We start from the raw sequence: 13777 nt of genomic DNA, 5'->3' as shown, positions 1-13777 counted from the left end.
CCCGGCTACTTCCACTCGCGGATATCGACGAAACGCCCGGCGACGGCCGCCGCCGCCGCCATGGCGGGGGACACGAGGTGGGTGCGCCCCTTGAAGCCCTGGCGGCCCTCGAAATTGCGGTTGGAGGTGGAGGCGCAGCGCTCGTAGGGCTTCAGACGGTCCTCGTTCATGCCGAGACACATGGAGCAGCCCGGCTCGCGCCAGTCGAAACCCGCCGCCTTGAAGATCGCGTCGAGACCCTCGGCCTCCGCCTGCAGCTTCACCAGGCCCGAGCCCGGTACGATCATCGCCGAGACGGTGTCCGCCACCTTGCGCCCCTCCACGACCTTGGCCACTTCGCGCAAATCCTCGATGCGCCCGTTGGTGCAGGAGCCGATGAAGACGCGATCGACCGTGAGGTCGGTCATCGGCGTTCCCGGCGTCAAGCCCATGTAGTCGAGCGCGCGCTTCTTGGTCTCGCGCTTGGCCTCGTCGGCGATCGCCTCCGGGTCCGGCACCGTGCCGGCCACCGAGACGACGTCCTCCGGCGAAGAGCCCCAGGAGACGATCGGCGGCAGGTTGGCCGCGTCGAGGCGCACCACCTTGTCGAAATGGGCGCCCTCGTCCGTGTGGAGCGTGCGCCAGTAGGCCACCGCCATGTCGAACGCCTCGCCCTTGGGCGCGCGCGGCTTGTCCCTGATATAGGCGAAGGTCGTTTCGTCCGGCGCGATCAGGCCGGCGCGCGCGCCGCCCTCGATGCTCATGTTGCAGATGGTCATCCGCCCTTCCATCGACAGGGCGCGGATCGCCTCGCCGGCATATTCGATCACGTATCCCGTGCCGCCGGCCGTGCCGATCTCGCCGATGATGGCGAGGATGATGTCCTTGGCGGTGACGCCCGGCGGAAGCTGCCCGTCCACCTGGACGAGCATGTTCCTGGCCTTCTGCTGGATCAGCGTTTGGGTGGCGAGCACGTGCTCGACCTCCGACGTGCCGATGCCGTGGGCCAGCGCCCCGAAGGCACCGTGGGTGGAGGTGTGGCTGTCGCCGCAGACGATCGTCATGCCCGGCAAGGTGAAGCCCTGCTCCGGCCCGATGATGTGGACGATGCCCTGCCGCTGGTCGACCTCGTTGAAATACTCGACGCCGAATTCGGCGGCGTTCTTGGCGAGCGTCTCGACCTGGATACGGCTTTCCTCGTTGTGGATGCCGCCGCGCCGGTCGTAGGTCGGCACGTTGTGGTCGACCACCGCGAGCGTACGCGAGGGATGGCGGACCTTGCGGCCGGCCGCCCGCAGCCCCTCGAAGGCCTGGGGGCTCGTCACCTCGTGGACGAGGTGGCGGTCGATATAGAGAAGGCTTTCGCCCCCCTCGCCGGTCGAGACGACGTGGTCGTCCCAGATCTTGTCGTAGAGGGTGCGGGGCTTGGAGGTCTGGCTCATCGGCGTTTCGCGTCTTCAGAAGGGGCGGACGGCCATCGGGCCGCCGTGCCGGAGATCAGGGGGATATCGGGACGATCGGGCCGCGCGGTCGCGGCGGCTCAGGCCGTAAGGTGTACGGCCGAGATCTGCCGGTAGAAGAAGCGGCCGGGCATGCGCGCGCGATCCTCCACCGGGGAGAACCCCAGCGTGGTCGGCAGGCGGCCCTTGGATGTCGCGCTCCTTCGCATGGTTCCAAAATACGCCCGTCCTCACGGCTGCGCAATGGGTTCAGCGGCGCGACAGGTGGCGCTCCAGCGCACGCGCGGCCAGCGAGAGCGACACGGTCATCAGGAGATAGAGATAGGCGACCAGCGAATAGGTCTCGAAGAAGCGGAAGGAGCCGGACGCATAGACCTTGCCCATCTGCGTGATGTCGGCGACGCCCAGCACCGAGACCAGCGAGGAATCCTTGACCATGGCCACGAGGTCGTTGCCGAGCGGCGGCAGGACCGTGCGGATCGCCTGCGGCAGCACGACGAGGCGCAGGCGCTGGAAGGGCTTGAGGCCGAGCGCCTGCGCGGCTTCCGTCTGCCCCTTGGGCACGGCGTCGAGGCCGGCCCGGACGATCTCGGCGATGAAGGCCGAATAGGCGATCACGAGCGCGATGACGCCGCGCATCAGGAGCGACACGTCCCGCACCAGAAGCTCCGATACGAGCCCGGCGTCGCGCAGCGGCGCGGCGAGCCCATTCCAGCCCGCAACGAAGACCGGCACGCCGGCAAAGGCGATCCAGAACAGGAGCACCAGGACCGGCACGCCGCGCACCAGCTCGACATAGAACCGCGCGAGGTTGCGCGGCAGGCGTCGGCGCGAGCGCCCGGCGAGCGCCACCAGGAAGCCGAGGACGAGCGCGCCGGAAAAGGCGAAAACCGTCACCTTTACTGTCGTGACGAGCCCGGTGGAGAGGATCGCGATCGTCTGGCGCAGGCCGGCTTCGGCCGCGATAAAGGCGCCGAAGCCGATCGCCAGGAGCCCGAGCGCCGCCAGCCACCAGGGAAAGTCGGGATGCGCGGGATGCCAGCGCCCGCCTCCCCGCGAGCTTCCCCTCTCTGGCGCCGTCACGGCTGGCCGAGCTTGGCGTCCACGAACCAGGTCTGAGTCAGCCGGTCGAGGGTGCCGTCGGCCTTCAGCGCGGCGATCGCGGCGTTGACCGGGGCGACGAGATCGGAGCCCTTGGGGAAGATGAAGCCGAACTGGTCGTCGCCGATCGGCTCGCCGACGATCTTGAGCGCACCGCCCGAAGCGGCCACCGAGGCCGCTCCGCCCGCCGCGTCGCTGAGGACGAGGTCGACGTCGCCCATGCGCAGCGCCTGGACCTGCGCGCCGAAGGTCTCGAAGAGCTTGATGCGCGGGTTCTGCTCGTTGCCGTCCAGCACCTCGTAGACGGCGGTATAGAAGGGCGTCGTGCCGGCCTGCGCCCCGACGAGCCCGGAGTCCAGCGCCTTGAACGAGGCGGGGTCGGCAAAGCGTGTCTCGTCCGCCCGCACCAGCATGACCATCTGCGAGACCATGTAGGGGTCGGAGAAGTCCACGCGCTCCTTGCGGTCTTCGCGGATCGTGATGCCGGTCATGCCGATATCGTATTGCCGCGAGGCGACGGCCTCGATCATCGCGTCCCACGAGGCGTTGGCGTATCGCACCCTGGCGTTCAGCCGCTGGCCGATCTCGTTCATCGCGTCGTATTCCCAGCCGACCGCCTGGCCGGTCGCGGGGTCCACGAACTGCAGCGGCGGATAGGCGTTCTCGGTCACCACCACGATCTCGCGCCCGGCAAGGTCGGGCAGCCCCAGCTCCTGAGCCGCGAGGGCTCCCGGCAGCGCGGCGGCGGCGAGAAGGGCGAGGACGGAACGGCGGTCGATCATGAAGCGGCCCTGGGGTCGGATTGCGGCACCGCCGCAAGGTGTCACGGGGCGGCAGGGCCTGCCAAGGGCGTCGATCCCCTGAGGCCGCCCGGCGGGAGCATGGAATTTCTACGCGTTGGTGGTCGCGGCCGCCGCGTCGACGCTTTCGCGCTCCTCCGCCGCGGCCTCCCCGACGCTCGGCACCGGGCCGGGCACCTGCCGGGCGTAGCGCTGCGCCAGAGCGGCGCAGGCGAAGAGCTGGATCTGGTGGAACAGCATCAGCGGCAGCACGACCAGCGCCATGGCATGGCCGGCGAACAGGATGCCGGCCATGGGTATGCCCGTCGCCATGCTCTTCTTGGAGCCGCAGAAGACGATCGCGATCTCGTCCTCGCGGGAGAATCCGAGCTTGCGGGCGAGCAGCGTCGTGACCGACAGGACGAAGGCGAGGATCGCCGTGCAAAGAACGACCACGAGTGCGAGGTCCTGCCAGTCGAGGCTGGTCCAGACGCCGGCGACGACGCCTTCCGAGAAGGCGGCGTAGACGACAAGGAGGATCGAGCCCCGGTCCACCACCGTGGTCACCGGCTTGTGCCTTCCGAGCCAGGCGCCGATCAAGGGCCGCGCGATCTGGCCGGCCGCGAAGGGGGCGAGGATCTGGAGCGCGATCTTCTCGATGGAATCCAGCGAGATCGCGCCGCCCGAGCCGCTGGCCAGAAGCAGCACCAGCGCCGGGGTCACCACGACGCCCAGCATGTTCGACACCGACGCGCTGGTCAGCGCCGCCGGCACGTTGCCGCCCGCGATGGAGGTGAAGGCGATGGAGGACTGCACGGTGGACGGCAGGAGCGTAAGATAGAGGAGCCCGAGCGCAAGCTCGGCCGGCAGGACCTGGCCGGCCATCGGGTAGACCAGGAGCCCGACCAGCGGAAACAAGGCGAAGGTGAACAGGAACACGATGCCCTGGAGGCGCCAGTGGAGGAGTCCCGCCCACACGGCCTTGGGCGACAGTCGCGCGCCATAGAGGAAGAACAGGAGCGAGATCGCCCCGTAGGTGATCCAGTCGAAAGCCTCCGCCACCTCACCCCGCGCCGGCAGCGCGGCGGCCAGCGCCACCGTGGCGACGAGGAGGAGCAGGAACCGATCGACCGGAACGGCGCGAAGGCGGGAGCGAAGGCTCATGTCCAGCCTCCTTCAGGCTTGTGTGGCGGGGCGAGCTGCGAAGTGCCCCACCCCATGGGACGGATCACGCCGGACGAGTGGCGCCGATCGAGAAACTGATGGGCATCCGCGGCAGTCCGGGCGGCAGGACGAAGAGGTCCTCCCCGACCTCCTGCATCTCGGGGAACGCGCGCCAGGCGATGCGTTCGTGCTCGCGCAGGAAGTCGAGCCGCAGCCCCGCGGCGATCAGCGCGTTCACGATGTCGCCGATCGGATGGAGCCACTCGTAGTTTCGCGTATGCCGCAGCGGCCGTTCGTCGCCCGTGTAGGTCTGGGTCTCGTCGAAGGCGAGCGGACGGTCCCGCGGCGTTCGGAAATCATAGGTCAGTTCGGGCCGCCCGTTTCGCCATTCGCACTGGTTGAGGAGCGGATGGTCCTCCAGAAGGTAGAGGCGCCCGCCAGGGCGCAGGAGTTCGGCCACCACCCTCGCCCAGCCTGCGATGTCCGGCAGCCAATTGATGGCGCCCCAGGTCACGAAGGCCAGGTCGTATCGTGCGCCGAGCGCCGACGGAGCGTCGTAGAGCGAAGCCTCGACGAAGCGCGCCTGTGTCCCCGCCTTGCGCGCGAACTCGCGGGCGGCGGCCACGGCATCCGGCGAGAAGTCGAGACCGGTCACGGACCCGGCGCCGAGATGCTTCAGCGACAGCGTGTCGAGGCCGATGTGGCACTGGAGATGGACGACATCGAGCCCCGCGAGTTCGCCGACTTCCCCGGCCTCGATGTCATGGAGCGAGGAGCCCCCGGCCAGCACCTTGGCGATCCGGTAGGATCCCGTCGTGTCGGTGGCGTGAAGCCGGGCGCGCTCGTTCCAGTTGGCGAGGTTGGCGGCCGCGTGCTCGTCCATGGTTCCGGTTTCCTTTCAACGCGAAAGGGCGGCACGTGGCCGCCCTCTGCATCGATTCGATCCGGCCGAGCTTACTCGGCGGCTTCCTTGGCGGCCGTCTTCGCGGCTTCCTTGGCGGCGCGCTCGTTGGCGGCGACCGAGCGGGCGTCGTCGTTGAGCTTGCGGGCGCGCACGTTGGTGGCCTCGACGATACGGGCCGACTTACCGCGGCGGTCGCGCAGGTAGTAGAGCTTGGCGCGGCGCACGCGGCCACGGCGGACCACCTCGACCGACTCCAGAGCCGGCGAGTACATCGGGAACACGCGCTCCACGCCCTCGCCGTAGGAGATCTTGCGAACGGTGAAGTTCTCCTGAATGCCGGCGCCCGAGCGGGCGATGCAGACGCCCTCGTAGGCCTGCACGCGGGTGCGGGTGCCTTCCGTAACGCGCACGTTGACGCGCAGCGTGTCGCCCGGAGAGAAGGTCGGAAGCGTGCGGATGGCGGCGATGCGGGCGGCCTCTTGGGCCTCCAGTTCGGCGATGATGTTCATGGTCTGCCTCGGTTCGTTTCATGCCGGCGGGGCCGGTCATGGCCGTGAAACACGGTCAAGTTTTTCTGAGGAAAGCGTGGCGCTCTTACACGCGGCCGGCCGCTTTGTCGAGGGGCGGCCGGTTTCGCGTGCGCGCGCCCTTGCGCGGCGGCGCCGATCGCCTATGGAACGGGCATCCTGCCGCCCGAGGCCGCATCATGACGCTTCTGTACGCCTTGTCGCTCTTCCTGTCCGGCTTCCTTGCCGGAGCGATCAATGCCGTGGCGGGCGGCGGCACCTTCCTCACCTTCGGCGCCATGACGCTCGGCGGCATCTCGCCGATCTCCGCCAACGCCACCTCCTCGATCGTACAGTTCCCCGGCTATGTCACTTCGACATTGGCCTATTGGAGCGACATCAAACGGATGTGGCGTGGCGCGCTGATGCTGGCGCTCGCCTCCGTCTTCGGGTCGGGCGTCGGCGCGCTGATCCTCCTGTCGCTCGACAATCCGCAGTTCCAGTCGCTGGTGCCCTGGCTGCTCCTTGCGGCCACCGCGCTCTTCGCCGCCGGCCCTTGGCTGAAGCCGAAGCCCCGCCACGCGGCCGAAGCCTCGGAGGGCAAGGGCCTCGCCGGGCCCGTGGTCCAGTTCGTGACCGCCATCTACGGCGGCTTCTTCGGCGCCGGCATGGGGATCATGATGCTGGCGACGCTCGGACTCACGCAGGGCGGCGACTACCACAAGCTCAACGCCCTCAAGAACATGCTCGCGACCGTGATCGCAGTCGTCGCCATCGTGGTCTTCGTGTCGGGCGGCGTGGTGGCCTGGCCCGAGGCGGCGGCGATGATCCCGGGCGTGGCGCTCGGCGGCTATGCCGGCGTCTGGACGGCCAAGCGCGTGCCCCAGTCCTACGTGCGCGGCGTCGTGATCGCCGTCGGCCTCGCCCTCGCCGTCTACTACTTCTGGCGCAACGCCGCCGGGTAGCAATGCCCGCCGGTTCTTGCCATATAGGCCGCGAACCCTACTCCCTCGCCCGGCCGCGACCATGACGCATCCGATCCCCTTTGCCCGCATGAACGGGCTCGGCAACGAGATTCTCGTCGCGGACCTGCGCGGCACGTCAGCGCGCATCGCGCCGGAGGCCGCCCGCACCTTGGCGGCGAAAGCCGAGACGCATTTCGACCAGATCATGGCGATCCACGATCCGGTGACCGCCGGAACCTTCGCCTTCATCCGCATCATCAATTCCGACGGCACGGAAGCGGGCGCCTGCGGCAACGGCACGCGCTGCGTGGTGCAGGCACTGAGCGCCGAGACCGGGGTGCGCAACTTCGTGTTCGAGACTTCGGCCGGGCTCCTCGAAGCCTCCGAACGCGCCGACGGCCTCCTGACGGTGGACATGGGCCGGCCCCGCTTCGACTGGCGGAGCATCCCTCTGTCGGAGGAATTCGCCGACACGCGCGCGATCGAACTCCAGATCGGCCCGATCGACGCGCCGGTGCTCCATTCGCCCTCCGTCGCCTCCATGGGCAATCCGCACGCGATCTTCTGGGTCGCGAAGGATGTCTGGTCCTATGCCCTAGACCGGTTCGGCCCGATCCTCGAGAACCACCCCCTCTTTCCTGACCGCGCCAACATCTCCATCGCCCGCGTCACCTCGGACCGTTCGATGGACCTGCGCACCTGGGAGCGCGGCGCGGGGCTGACCAAGGCCTGCGGCTCGGCCGCCTGCGCCGCCGCCGTTTCCGCCGCGCGCACCGGCCGCACGGGTCGTTCCGTCGCCGTAACGGTGCCGATGGGCGGCGAGCTCCTGATCGAATGGCGGGACGACGACCATGTCCTGATGACCGGCCCTGCCGAATGGGAATGGTCCGGCACGCTCGACCCTGCGACGGGCGCTTATCTCCGCGACGAGGCGCCGGCCGAGGCCCGCGCATGAGCGGCGTCGAGGTCATCTCCTTCGGATGCCGCCTCAACACCTACGAGGCGGAGGTCATGAAGCGCGAGGCGGGCGAGGCCGGCCTCGGGAGCGACGGTCGCAAGGCGATCCTCGTGAACACCTGCGCAGTCACCGCCGAGGCCGTGCGCCAGGCCCGCCAGGCCGTGCGGCGCGCCCGCCGCGACAACCCGGAGGCGCGCATCGTCGTGACCGGCTGCGCCGCGCAGACGCAAGGCGCGACCTTCGCGGCGATGGCCGAGGTCGATGCCGTAATCGGCAACGAGGAGAAGCTGACGGCCGCGAGCTACCGCGCCCTGCCGGACTTCGGCGTCGCGGCCGCCGAGAAGATCCGCGTCAACGACATCATGAGCGTTCGCGAGACCGCCGGCCACTTGGTGGACGCGATCGAGGGGCGGGCGCGGGCCATCGTGCAGGTGCAGAACGGCTGCGACCACCGCTGCACCTTCTGCATCATCCCTTATGGCCGCGGCAATTCGCGCTCCGTGCCGATGGGCGCGGCGGTAGATCAGGTCAAGCGCCTCGTCGGCAACGGCTACCGCGAGGTCGTCCTCTCCGGCGTCGACATGACGAGCTGGGGCGCCGACCTGCCGGGCAGCCCGCGCCTCGGGCATCTCGTCCAGTCGATCCTGCGCCACGTGCCGGATCTGAAGCGCTTGCGCCTCTCTTCCATCGATTCCGTCGAGGCCGACGAGGCGCTGGTCGAGGCGATCGGCGGCGACGCCCGTGTGATGCCCCACCTGCACCTGTCGCTCCAGGCCGGCGACGACATGATCCTGAAGCGCATGAAGCGGCGCCACCTGCGGGACGATTCCATCCGTTTCTGTGCGGACTTACGCGCCCGGCGCCCCGACATCGTCTTCGGTGCCGACATCATCGCCGGCTTCCCGACCGAGACGGAGGCGATGTTCGAGAACTCGCTGAAGCTCGTGGAGGACTGCGGTCTGACGCTGCTCCACGTCTTCCCCTTCAGCCCGCGCGAGGGAACGCCCGCCGCGCGCATGCCGCAGCTTCCAAAGGCGGTTGTCAAGGAGCGGGCCGCCCGCCTCCGGGTGCTGGGCGACGCCGCCTATCGCGCGCATCTCGCCCGCAGCGTGGGGCAGCACCGCTCGGTGCTGATCGAGCGCGAAGGGCTCGGCCGGACGGAAGACTTCACGCTGGCGCAAATCGACGCCGGTCTCCCCGGCGAGATCGTGGACGCTATCATTCATGGCGAAACGGGCGAACGCCTTCTCGCCACCCCCCTCACGGCCGCGCGCGCCGCAGCCTGACCTGACCGATCGGATCGCATCGCATGGCCGAGAACAAGGGCTTCTTCCGCCGCATCTTCTCCTTCGGAGCCAAGGAAGAGGATCGCACTCAGCACGAGGGCGGCCTCGCCAAGGTTCAGGACACGACGGCCGCGCGGCCCGACGCAACGGCCGCCGAGATCCACCAGCCGGCCATGGCCTCGGCCGACGTCGACTCGGAAGCGGGCGCTTCGGCCGACGAGCCGGCGGGCGGCGGCATCACCCCGCTCCAGCCCAAGGATCCCGACGGCCCGGCCGTCCCGGCTGAAAAAAAAACTCTGAACTAGAGCCGGGTTCAACCGAATCGCTGGCCGCCGCCGAAACGGACGGGCCGAGCGACGACACGAGCTTTCTCGACGAGCCGCTGACCCCGGCCGTCGAGGCCGAGGCCGACTTCTCCTGGCTCGACGCCCCGGCGAACGAGACGGAGGAGGAGGAGCGGCGCGAGCCGGTCTCCGCCGAGACTGCCGAGGACAGCGCCCTCGCACCGGCCGAAGCGGCGATCGTAGCCGGCGACGGCGGCATCGACGCCGGCTCCACCCAGGACGCGGCGGCGCCCGCCCCCTTCGAGGCCGAAGCGGATACGAGCGATCGCGACGAGTTCGCCTGGCTCGATGCTCCCCTGCCCCCGGAAGAGCCGGAGGATCGCGCCGCGCCTTCCGCGCCCGGCTCCGACGCGCCGGACCGGCTGGACGTCGCGGAAACCGTCGGCATGCCGGGCCTGCCGCCCGTTCCCGCCTCGCCGTCGCGCCTGCCGGTCGACGGCGAGGGCTGGAGCCTTCGGGAAGCCCGCGCCGACGCGGTACTTGCCGCCGAGCCGAAGAAGCCCTTCTTCCAGCGCCTGCGCGAGGGGCTCGCGCGCTCCTCCAACCAACTGTCCGGCCAGATCACGGCGCTCTTCACCAAGCGCCGCCTCGACGAGGACACGCTGCAGGAGTTCGAGGACGTCCTGATCCAGGCCGATCTCGGCGTCGAGACCGCGATGCGCATCACTGACCGCCTGTCGGACGGGCGCTTCGGCAAGGAGATTTCGGGCGACGCCGTGCGCGCGATCCTGGCCGACGAGGTGGAGAAGGCGCTGGCGCCGGTTGCCAAGCCCTTGGAACTCGACCTGTCGGTGAAACCGCACGTCATGCTCGTGGTGGGCGTCAACGGCACGGGCAAGACCACGACCATCGGCAAGCTGACCGCCAAGCTGGTGCGCGGCGGCCTCAAGGTGACGCTCGCGGCCGGCGACACGTTCCGCGCCGCCGCCGTGGAGCAGCTCAAGATCTGGGGCGAGCGCACGAACTCCCCCGTGGTGGCCAAGGCCATCGGCGCGGACGCGGCGGGCCTCGCCTTCGAGGCCTATGACGAGGCCGTGCGCAACGGCTCGGACGTCCTGATCATCGACACGGCCGGCCGGCTCCAGAACAAGGCCGAGCTGATGGACGAACTCGCCAAGATCGTGCGCGTCCTTCAGAAGCGCGAGCCCGACGCGCCGCACACCGTGCTCCAGACGCTCGACGCGACCACGGGCCAGAACGCGCTCAGCCAGGTCGAGATCTTCCGCAACGTGGCCGGCGTCAACGGCCTCGTCATGACCAAGCTCGACGGAACCGCGCGCGGCGGCATCCTTGTCGCCATTGCCGCCAAGCACAAGCTGCCCGTGTTCTTCGTCGGCGTCGGCGAGGGCATCGACGACCTCGAGCCCTTCAAGGCGCGCGACTTCGCCGAAGCCATCGCCGGCCGCGCCGGCACCGCCTGAAATCAGCCGCGATGGCGCGGGACACCGCTCCATCCGGGAAAGGAAGCCCCATGTCCGACGAGATCATCGAGAAGCCGCCCAACGCGCCGGGCCGCAAGGAGATCAACCCGATCCTGAAGTTCGCGCTGGAACTGGGACCGCTGGTCGTCTTCTTCTTCGCCAATTCGAGGGGCGAAGCGATCGCGCATGCCGTGCCGGCGCTGGGCGCGCTCGGCGGCCCGCTCTTCGTCGCGACAGCCCTCTTCATGATCGCGACCGTGGTGGCGCTCGCCGTCTCCTACGCGCTGACGCGAAGCCTCCCGATCATGCCGATCGTGTCCGGCCTCGTGGTCGTCGTCTTCGGCACCCTGACGCTCTGGCTGCAGGACGAGGTCTTCATCAAGATGAAGCCGACCATCGTCAACGGCCTCTTCGCCGCCGTCCTCCTCGGCGGTCTCGCCTTCGGCAAGCCGCTTCTCGGCTACGTCTTCGACCAGGCCTTCAAGCTCGACAACGAGGGCTGGCACAAGCTGACGCTGCGCTGGGGCCTGTTCTTCGTGTTCCTCGCCGTCCTCAACGAGGTGGTCTGGCGCTTCACCTCGACCGACTTCTGGGTCGCCTTCAAGGTCTGGGGCACGATGCCGATCACGGTCGCCTTCATGCTGTGCCAGTTTCCGCTTCTGAAGCGCCATTCGCTGAAGCCGCTGTTCGACAAGAAAGCGTGAACGCGCCGGGGCATCTCGTCCGGCGCTTGTAGCGGCGTCTGGCCATCCCACATCGGGTTCCAACAAGGAACGCAAGGAGTGGCCGGATGGTCGACGCGCAGAAGCTTCTGGATCAGTTTCTCGGCACGGGCCGAGGACACGGTGCCGGACCACGCCCGCAGCAGCCGGGCTATGGCAGCGGCGGCTCGATCCAGGACACGCTGGTCAGGACTCTCGGCGGGGCGCTCGGCGGCACGGGCGGCTCGCTCGGCGGCGGGCTGGCCGGCACGGCGATCGGCGGCGCCATCGCCGGCGGTCTCGCCTCCAAGATCCTCGGCGGCAAGCGCGGCAAGGGCATCGGCGGCTCCGCCCTCAAGCTCGGCGGCCTCGCCCTCGTCGCGGGCCTCGGCTACAAGGCTTGGGCCAACTATCAGGCGCAGCAGCAGGCCTCCGGCACCGGCGCGGCCGCCCATGCCGACGCCGCCCGCCTGCCGCCCGGCGAGATCCCGCACGCTGCCGGCACGCGCTTCCACCCCGCGGACGATACCGAGGCGGAGCGCCGAGCCAGGCTGCTTCTGTCCGCGATGATCGCGGCTGCCAAGGCCGACGGCTATATCGACCGCGCCGAGGAGGAAGCGATCTTCGGGCGCATCGACGACCTGGAGCTCGACGCGGAGGAGAAGGGCCTCCTGATGGACGAGATGCGCCGCCCGCTCTCTATCGACCAGATCGTGGAACAGGCGCGCGACCGCGAGACCGCGATCGAGGTCTATACGGCGTCCGTGCTCGCGATCGACGCCGACCATCCGGCCGAGCGGGCCTATCTCGATCTCCTGGCTGCGCGCCTCGACCTGCCGGCCGACCTCCTCGCCGAGATCCGCCGCGCGGCGGACGAAGTGCAGGCTTGACGGGAACGGGCGGCGGGCGCCAAGCCTGCCGCCCATGTTCGCCCTCGTCCGACCCGAAGCCTTCTCCCAGGAGATTCGCAAGAGCCGCTTTCTCGCGCAGGCCGGTCCGATCGAGGGCGAGGCGGACGCGAGGCGTCTCCTCGCCGAATGGAGCGACCCTGCCGCCACCCATAATTGCTGGGCCTGGCGCACCGGCAACGTCTACCGCTTCTCCGATGACGGAGAGCCGGGCGGCACGGCGGGCAAGCCGATCCTCCAGGCCATCGACGGACAGGACCTCGACCGCGTGCTGGTCGTCGTCACGCGCTGGTATGGCGGGGTCAAGCTCGGGGCCGGCGGCCTGATCCGCGCCTATGGCGGCACCGCCGCCTCGTGCCTGCGCGCGGCCGAAAAGGTGCCGCTGGTGCGCACCGTCGCGATCACGCTCGAATGCCCCTTCTCCGACCTCGCCCTCGTCCAGGCGCGGCTCGGCGCCTGGTCCGGGGTGGGAATCGAAGACCAGGCCTTTAACGATAAAGGTGCTGCTATGCGCGTTCGCGCGCCGGAGACGGAGGCCGACGCGCTGCTGGCCGCCCTGATCGACCAGACCAGCGGGAGGCTGACGGTTCGCCGCGAGGAGACCGGCTAGAGTATCGGATCGTGAGCCGAGCCTCTAGAAGTCGCCGACCGGTAGCGGACGCCCGTCCGGCATCCGGTCGCCCGCAGCGCCATCCGGATTGCCGAATGGGATCGGCGGCGCCCCCTCCTCCGCGTCCCGCTCGTGGTTCAGCGCCCAGTGGACGGAAGGGAAGGCGAGATCGTCCCAGGGAATCTCGTGCCAATCGAAGAACCGCAGTTCCAGCGTCTCGACGCCGGGCGCGACGTCCGGCGAGGCAAGCCGCGCGCGAAAGATCAGCTGCACCTGGCTGATGCGGGGCACCGAATAGACCGCGAGCAGCCGCTCGATCGCGATCACCGCGCCTGCCTCCTCGCGCGCCTCGCGCATCGCGCCGCCCTCCGGCGTCTCGTTCAGTTCCATATAGCCGGCGGGGATGGTCCAGAAGCCGCGTCGCGGCTCGATCGCGCGCCGGCACAGGAGGATCCGCCCCTCGTGCCGCACGACGGAGCCGACCACGATCTTGGGGTTCTCGTAGGCGACGAAGCCGCAATGGTCGCAGACCCTGCGCGGCAGGACGTCGTCGGCGGGAATGCGGGTGGAGAAGGCGGGTTCGATGGCGCTCATGCGGCGAAGAGATAAGGCGGCCGGACCGCCCGGCGACGGGTCGCTGGCGGCGTCTCCGGCTTTGGATTAGAACCTGAGGTCGAAGCCCGGATGCTCG

General features: G+C 69.4%; 16 protein-coding genes. 8 read left to right on the top strand and 8 right to left on the bottom strand.

Annotated elements, in window-relative coordinates:
• Positions 1–5: 5 nt before the first annotated feature.
• The 7 genes from leuC to rplS form a co-directional block, all read right to left on the bottom strand.
• Positions 6–1421 (bottom strand): 3-isopropylmalate dehydratase large subunit, encoded by a 1416-nt coding sequence (gene leuC, locus O5O54_RS09925; protein ID WP_279481182.1) that lies wholly within the window; start codon positions 1419–1421, stop codon positions 6–8.
• Between the two features lie 98 nt (positions 1422–1519).
• On the bottom strand, positions 1520–1648 hold the full coding sequence (locus O5O54_RS09920) for a hypothetical protein (RefSeq protein WP_279481178.1): 129 nt from the start codon (positions 1646–1648) through the stop codon (positions 1520–1522).
• A gap of 40 nt (positions 1649–1688) precedes the next feature.
• Entirely contained in the window at positions 1689–2522 is an 834-nt protein-coding gene (locus O5O54_RS09915) for an amino acid ABC transporter permease (RefSeq protein WP_279481176.1), read from the bottom strand.
• A complete protein-coding gene (locus tag O5O54_RS09910) occupies positions 2519–3322 on the bottom strand; it encodes a transporter substrate-binding domain-containing protein (RefSeq protein WP_279481175.1) in 804 nt (267 codons plus the stop codon). Before O5O54_RS09910 ends, O5O54_RS09915 begins: the two co-directional genes overlap by 4 nt.
• Positions 3323–3430: 108 nt before the next feature.
• Complete coding sequence (locus O5O54_RS09905; RefSeq protein WP_279481173.1) at positions 3431–4483, bottom strand: bile acid:sodium symporter; 1053 nt, start codon at positions 4481–4483, stop codon at positions 3431–3433.
• 64 nt (positions 4484–4547) lie between these two features.
• A complete protein-coding gene (locus O5O54_RS09900; RefSeq protein WP_279481171.1) occupies positions 4548–5366 on the bottom strand; it encodes a class I SAM-dependent methyltransferase in 819 nt (272 codons plus the stop codon).
• Between the two features lie 71 nt (positions 5367–5437).
• A complete protein-coding gene (gene rplS / locus O5O54_RS09895) occupies positions 5438–5896 on the bottom strand; it encodes a 50S ribosomal protein L19 (protein ID WP_090961515.1) in 459 nt (152 codons plus the stop codon).
• 197 nt (positions 5897–6093) lie between these two features.
• Between rplS and O5O54_RS09890 the strand changes: the two genes are divergently transcribed.
• The 8 genes from O5O54_RS09890 (at position 6094) to O5O54_RS09855 (ending at position 13086) form a co-directional block, all read left to right on the top strand.
• Positions 6094–6858 carry a sulfite exporter TauE/SafE family protein gene (locus O5O54_RS09890; RefSeq protein WP_279481169.1) on the top strand — a complete coding sequence of 255 codons (765 nt, stop codon included), beginning with the start codon at positions 6094–6096 and terminating at the stop codon, positions 6856–6858.
• A 61-nt stretch (positions 6859–6919) separates the two neighbouring features.
• Positions 6920–7813 carry a diaminopimelate epimerase gene (gene dapF, locus O5O54_RS09885; RefSeq protein WP_279481167.1) on the top strand — a complete coding sequence of 298 codons (894 nt, stop codon included), beginning with the start codon at positions 6920–6922 and terminating at the stop codon, positions 7811–7813.
• Positions 7810–9102: a tRNA (N(6)-L-threonylcarbamoyladenosine(37)-C(2))-methylthiotransferase MtaB gene (gene mtaB, locus O5O54_RS09880; RefSeq protein WP_279481165.1), complete on the top strand. Its 1293-nt coding sequence runs from the start codon at positions 7810–7812 to the stop codon at positions 9100–9102. Before dapF ends, mtaB begins: the two co-directional genes overlap by 4 nt.
• Before the next feature lie 23 nt (positions 9103–9125).
• Positions 9126–9407 (top strand): hypothetical protein, encoded by a 282-nt coding sequence (locus O5O54_RS09875; protein WP_279481163.1) that lies wholly within the window; start codon positions 9126–9128, stop codon positions 9405–9407.
• A 20-nt stretch (positions 9408–9427) separates the two neighbouring features.
• A complete protein-coding gene (gene ftsY / locus O5O54_RS09870; RefSeq protein ID WP_407061689.1) occupies positions 9428–10867 on the top strand; it encodes a signal recognition particle-docking protein FtsY in 1440 nt (479 codons plus the stop codon).
• Positions 10868–10917: 50 nt separating this feature from the next.
• The gene (locus O5O54_RS09865; protein WP_279481162.1) at positions 10918–11571 is read left to right on the top strand and encodes a septation protein A; all 654 of its coding nucleotides are present in this window, start codon (positions 10918–10920) and stop codon (positions 11569–11571) included.
• Between the two features lie 86 nt (positions 11572–11657).
• Entirely contained in the window at positions 11658–12458 is an 801-nt protein-coding gene (locus tag O5O54_RS09860) for a tellurite resistance TerB family protein (protein ID WP_279481160.1), read from the top strand.
• A 34-nt stretch (positions 12459–12492) separates the two neighbouring features.
• Positions 12493–13086, top strand: coding sequence for an IMPACT family protein (locus tag O5O54_RS09855; protein ID WP_279481158.1), 594 nt, complete (start codon positions 12493–12495; stop codon positions 13084–13086).
• 24 nt (positions 13087–13110) lie between these two features.
• On the opposite strand, the gene O5O54_RS09850 is transcribed toward O5O54_RS09855, so the two are convergent.
• Entirely contained in the window at positions 13111–13680 is a 570-nt protein-coding gene (locus O5O54_RS09850; protein ID WP_279481157.1) for an NUDIX hydrolase, read from the bottom strand.
• Positions 13681–13777: the final 97 nt, after the last annotated feature.

Origin of the sequence: Aureimonas sp. SK2 (assembly GCF_029813115.1) — a bacterium.
Lineage (GTDB): Bacteria > Pseudomonadota > Alphaproteobacteria > Rhizobiales > Rhizobiaceae > Aureimonas.
Note: the sequence above shows the minus strand (reverse complement) of the source record. Positions and strands in the feature narration are given on the sequence as shown.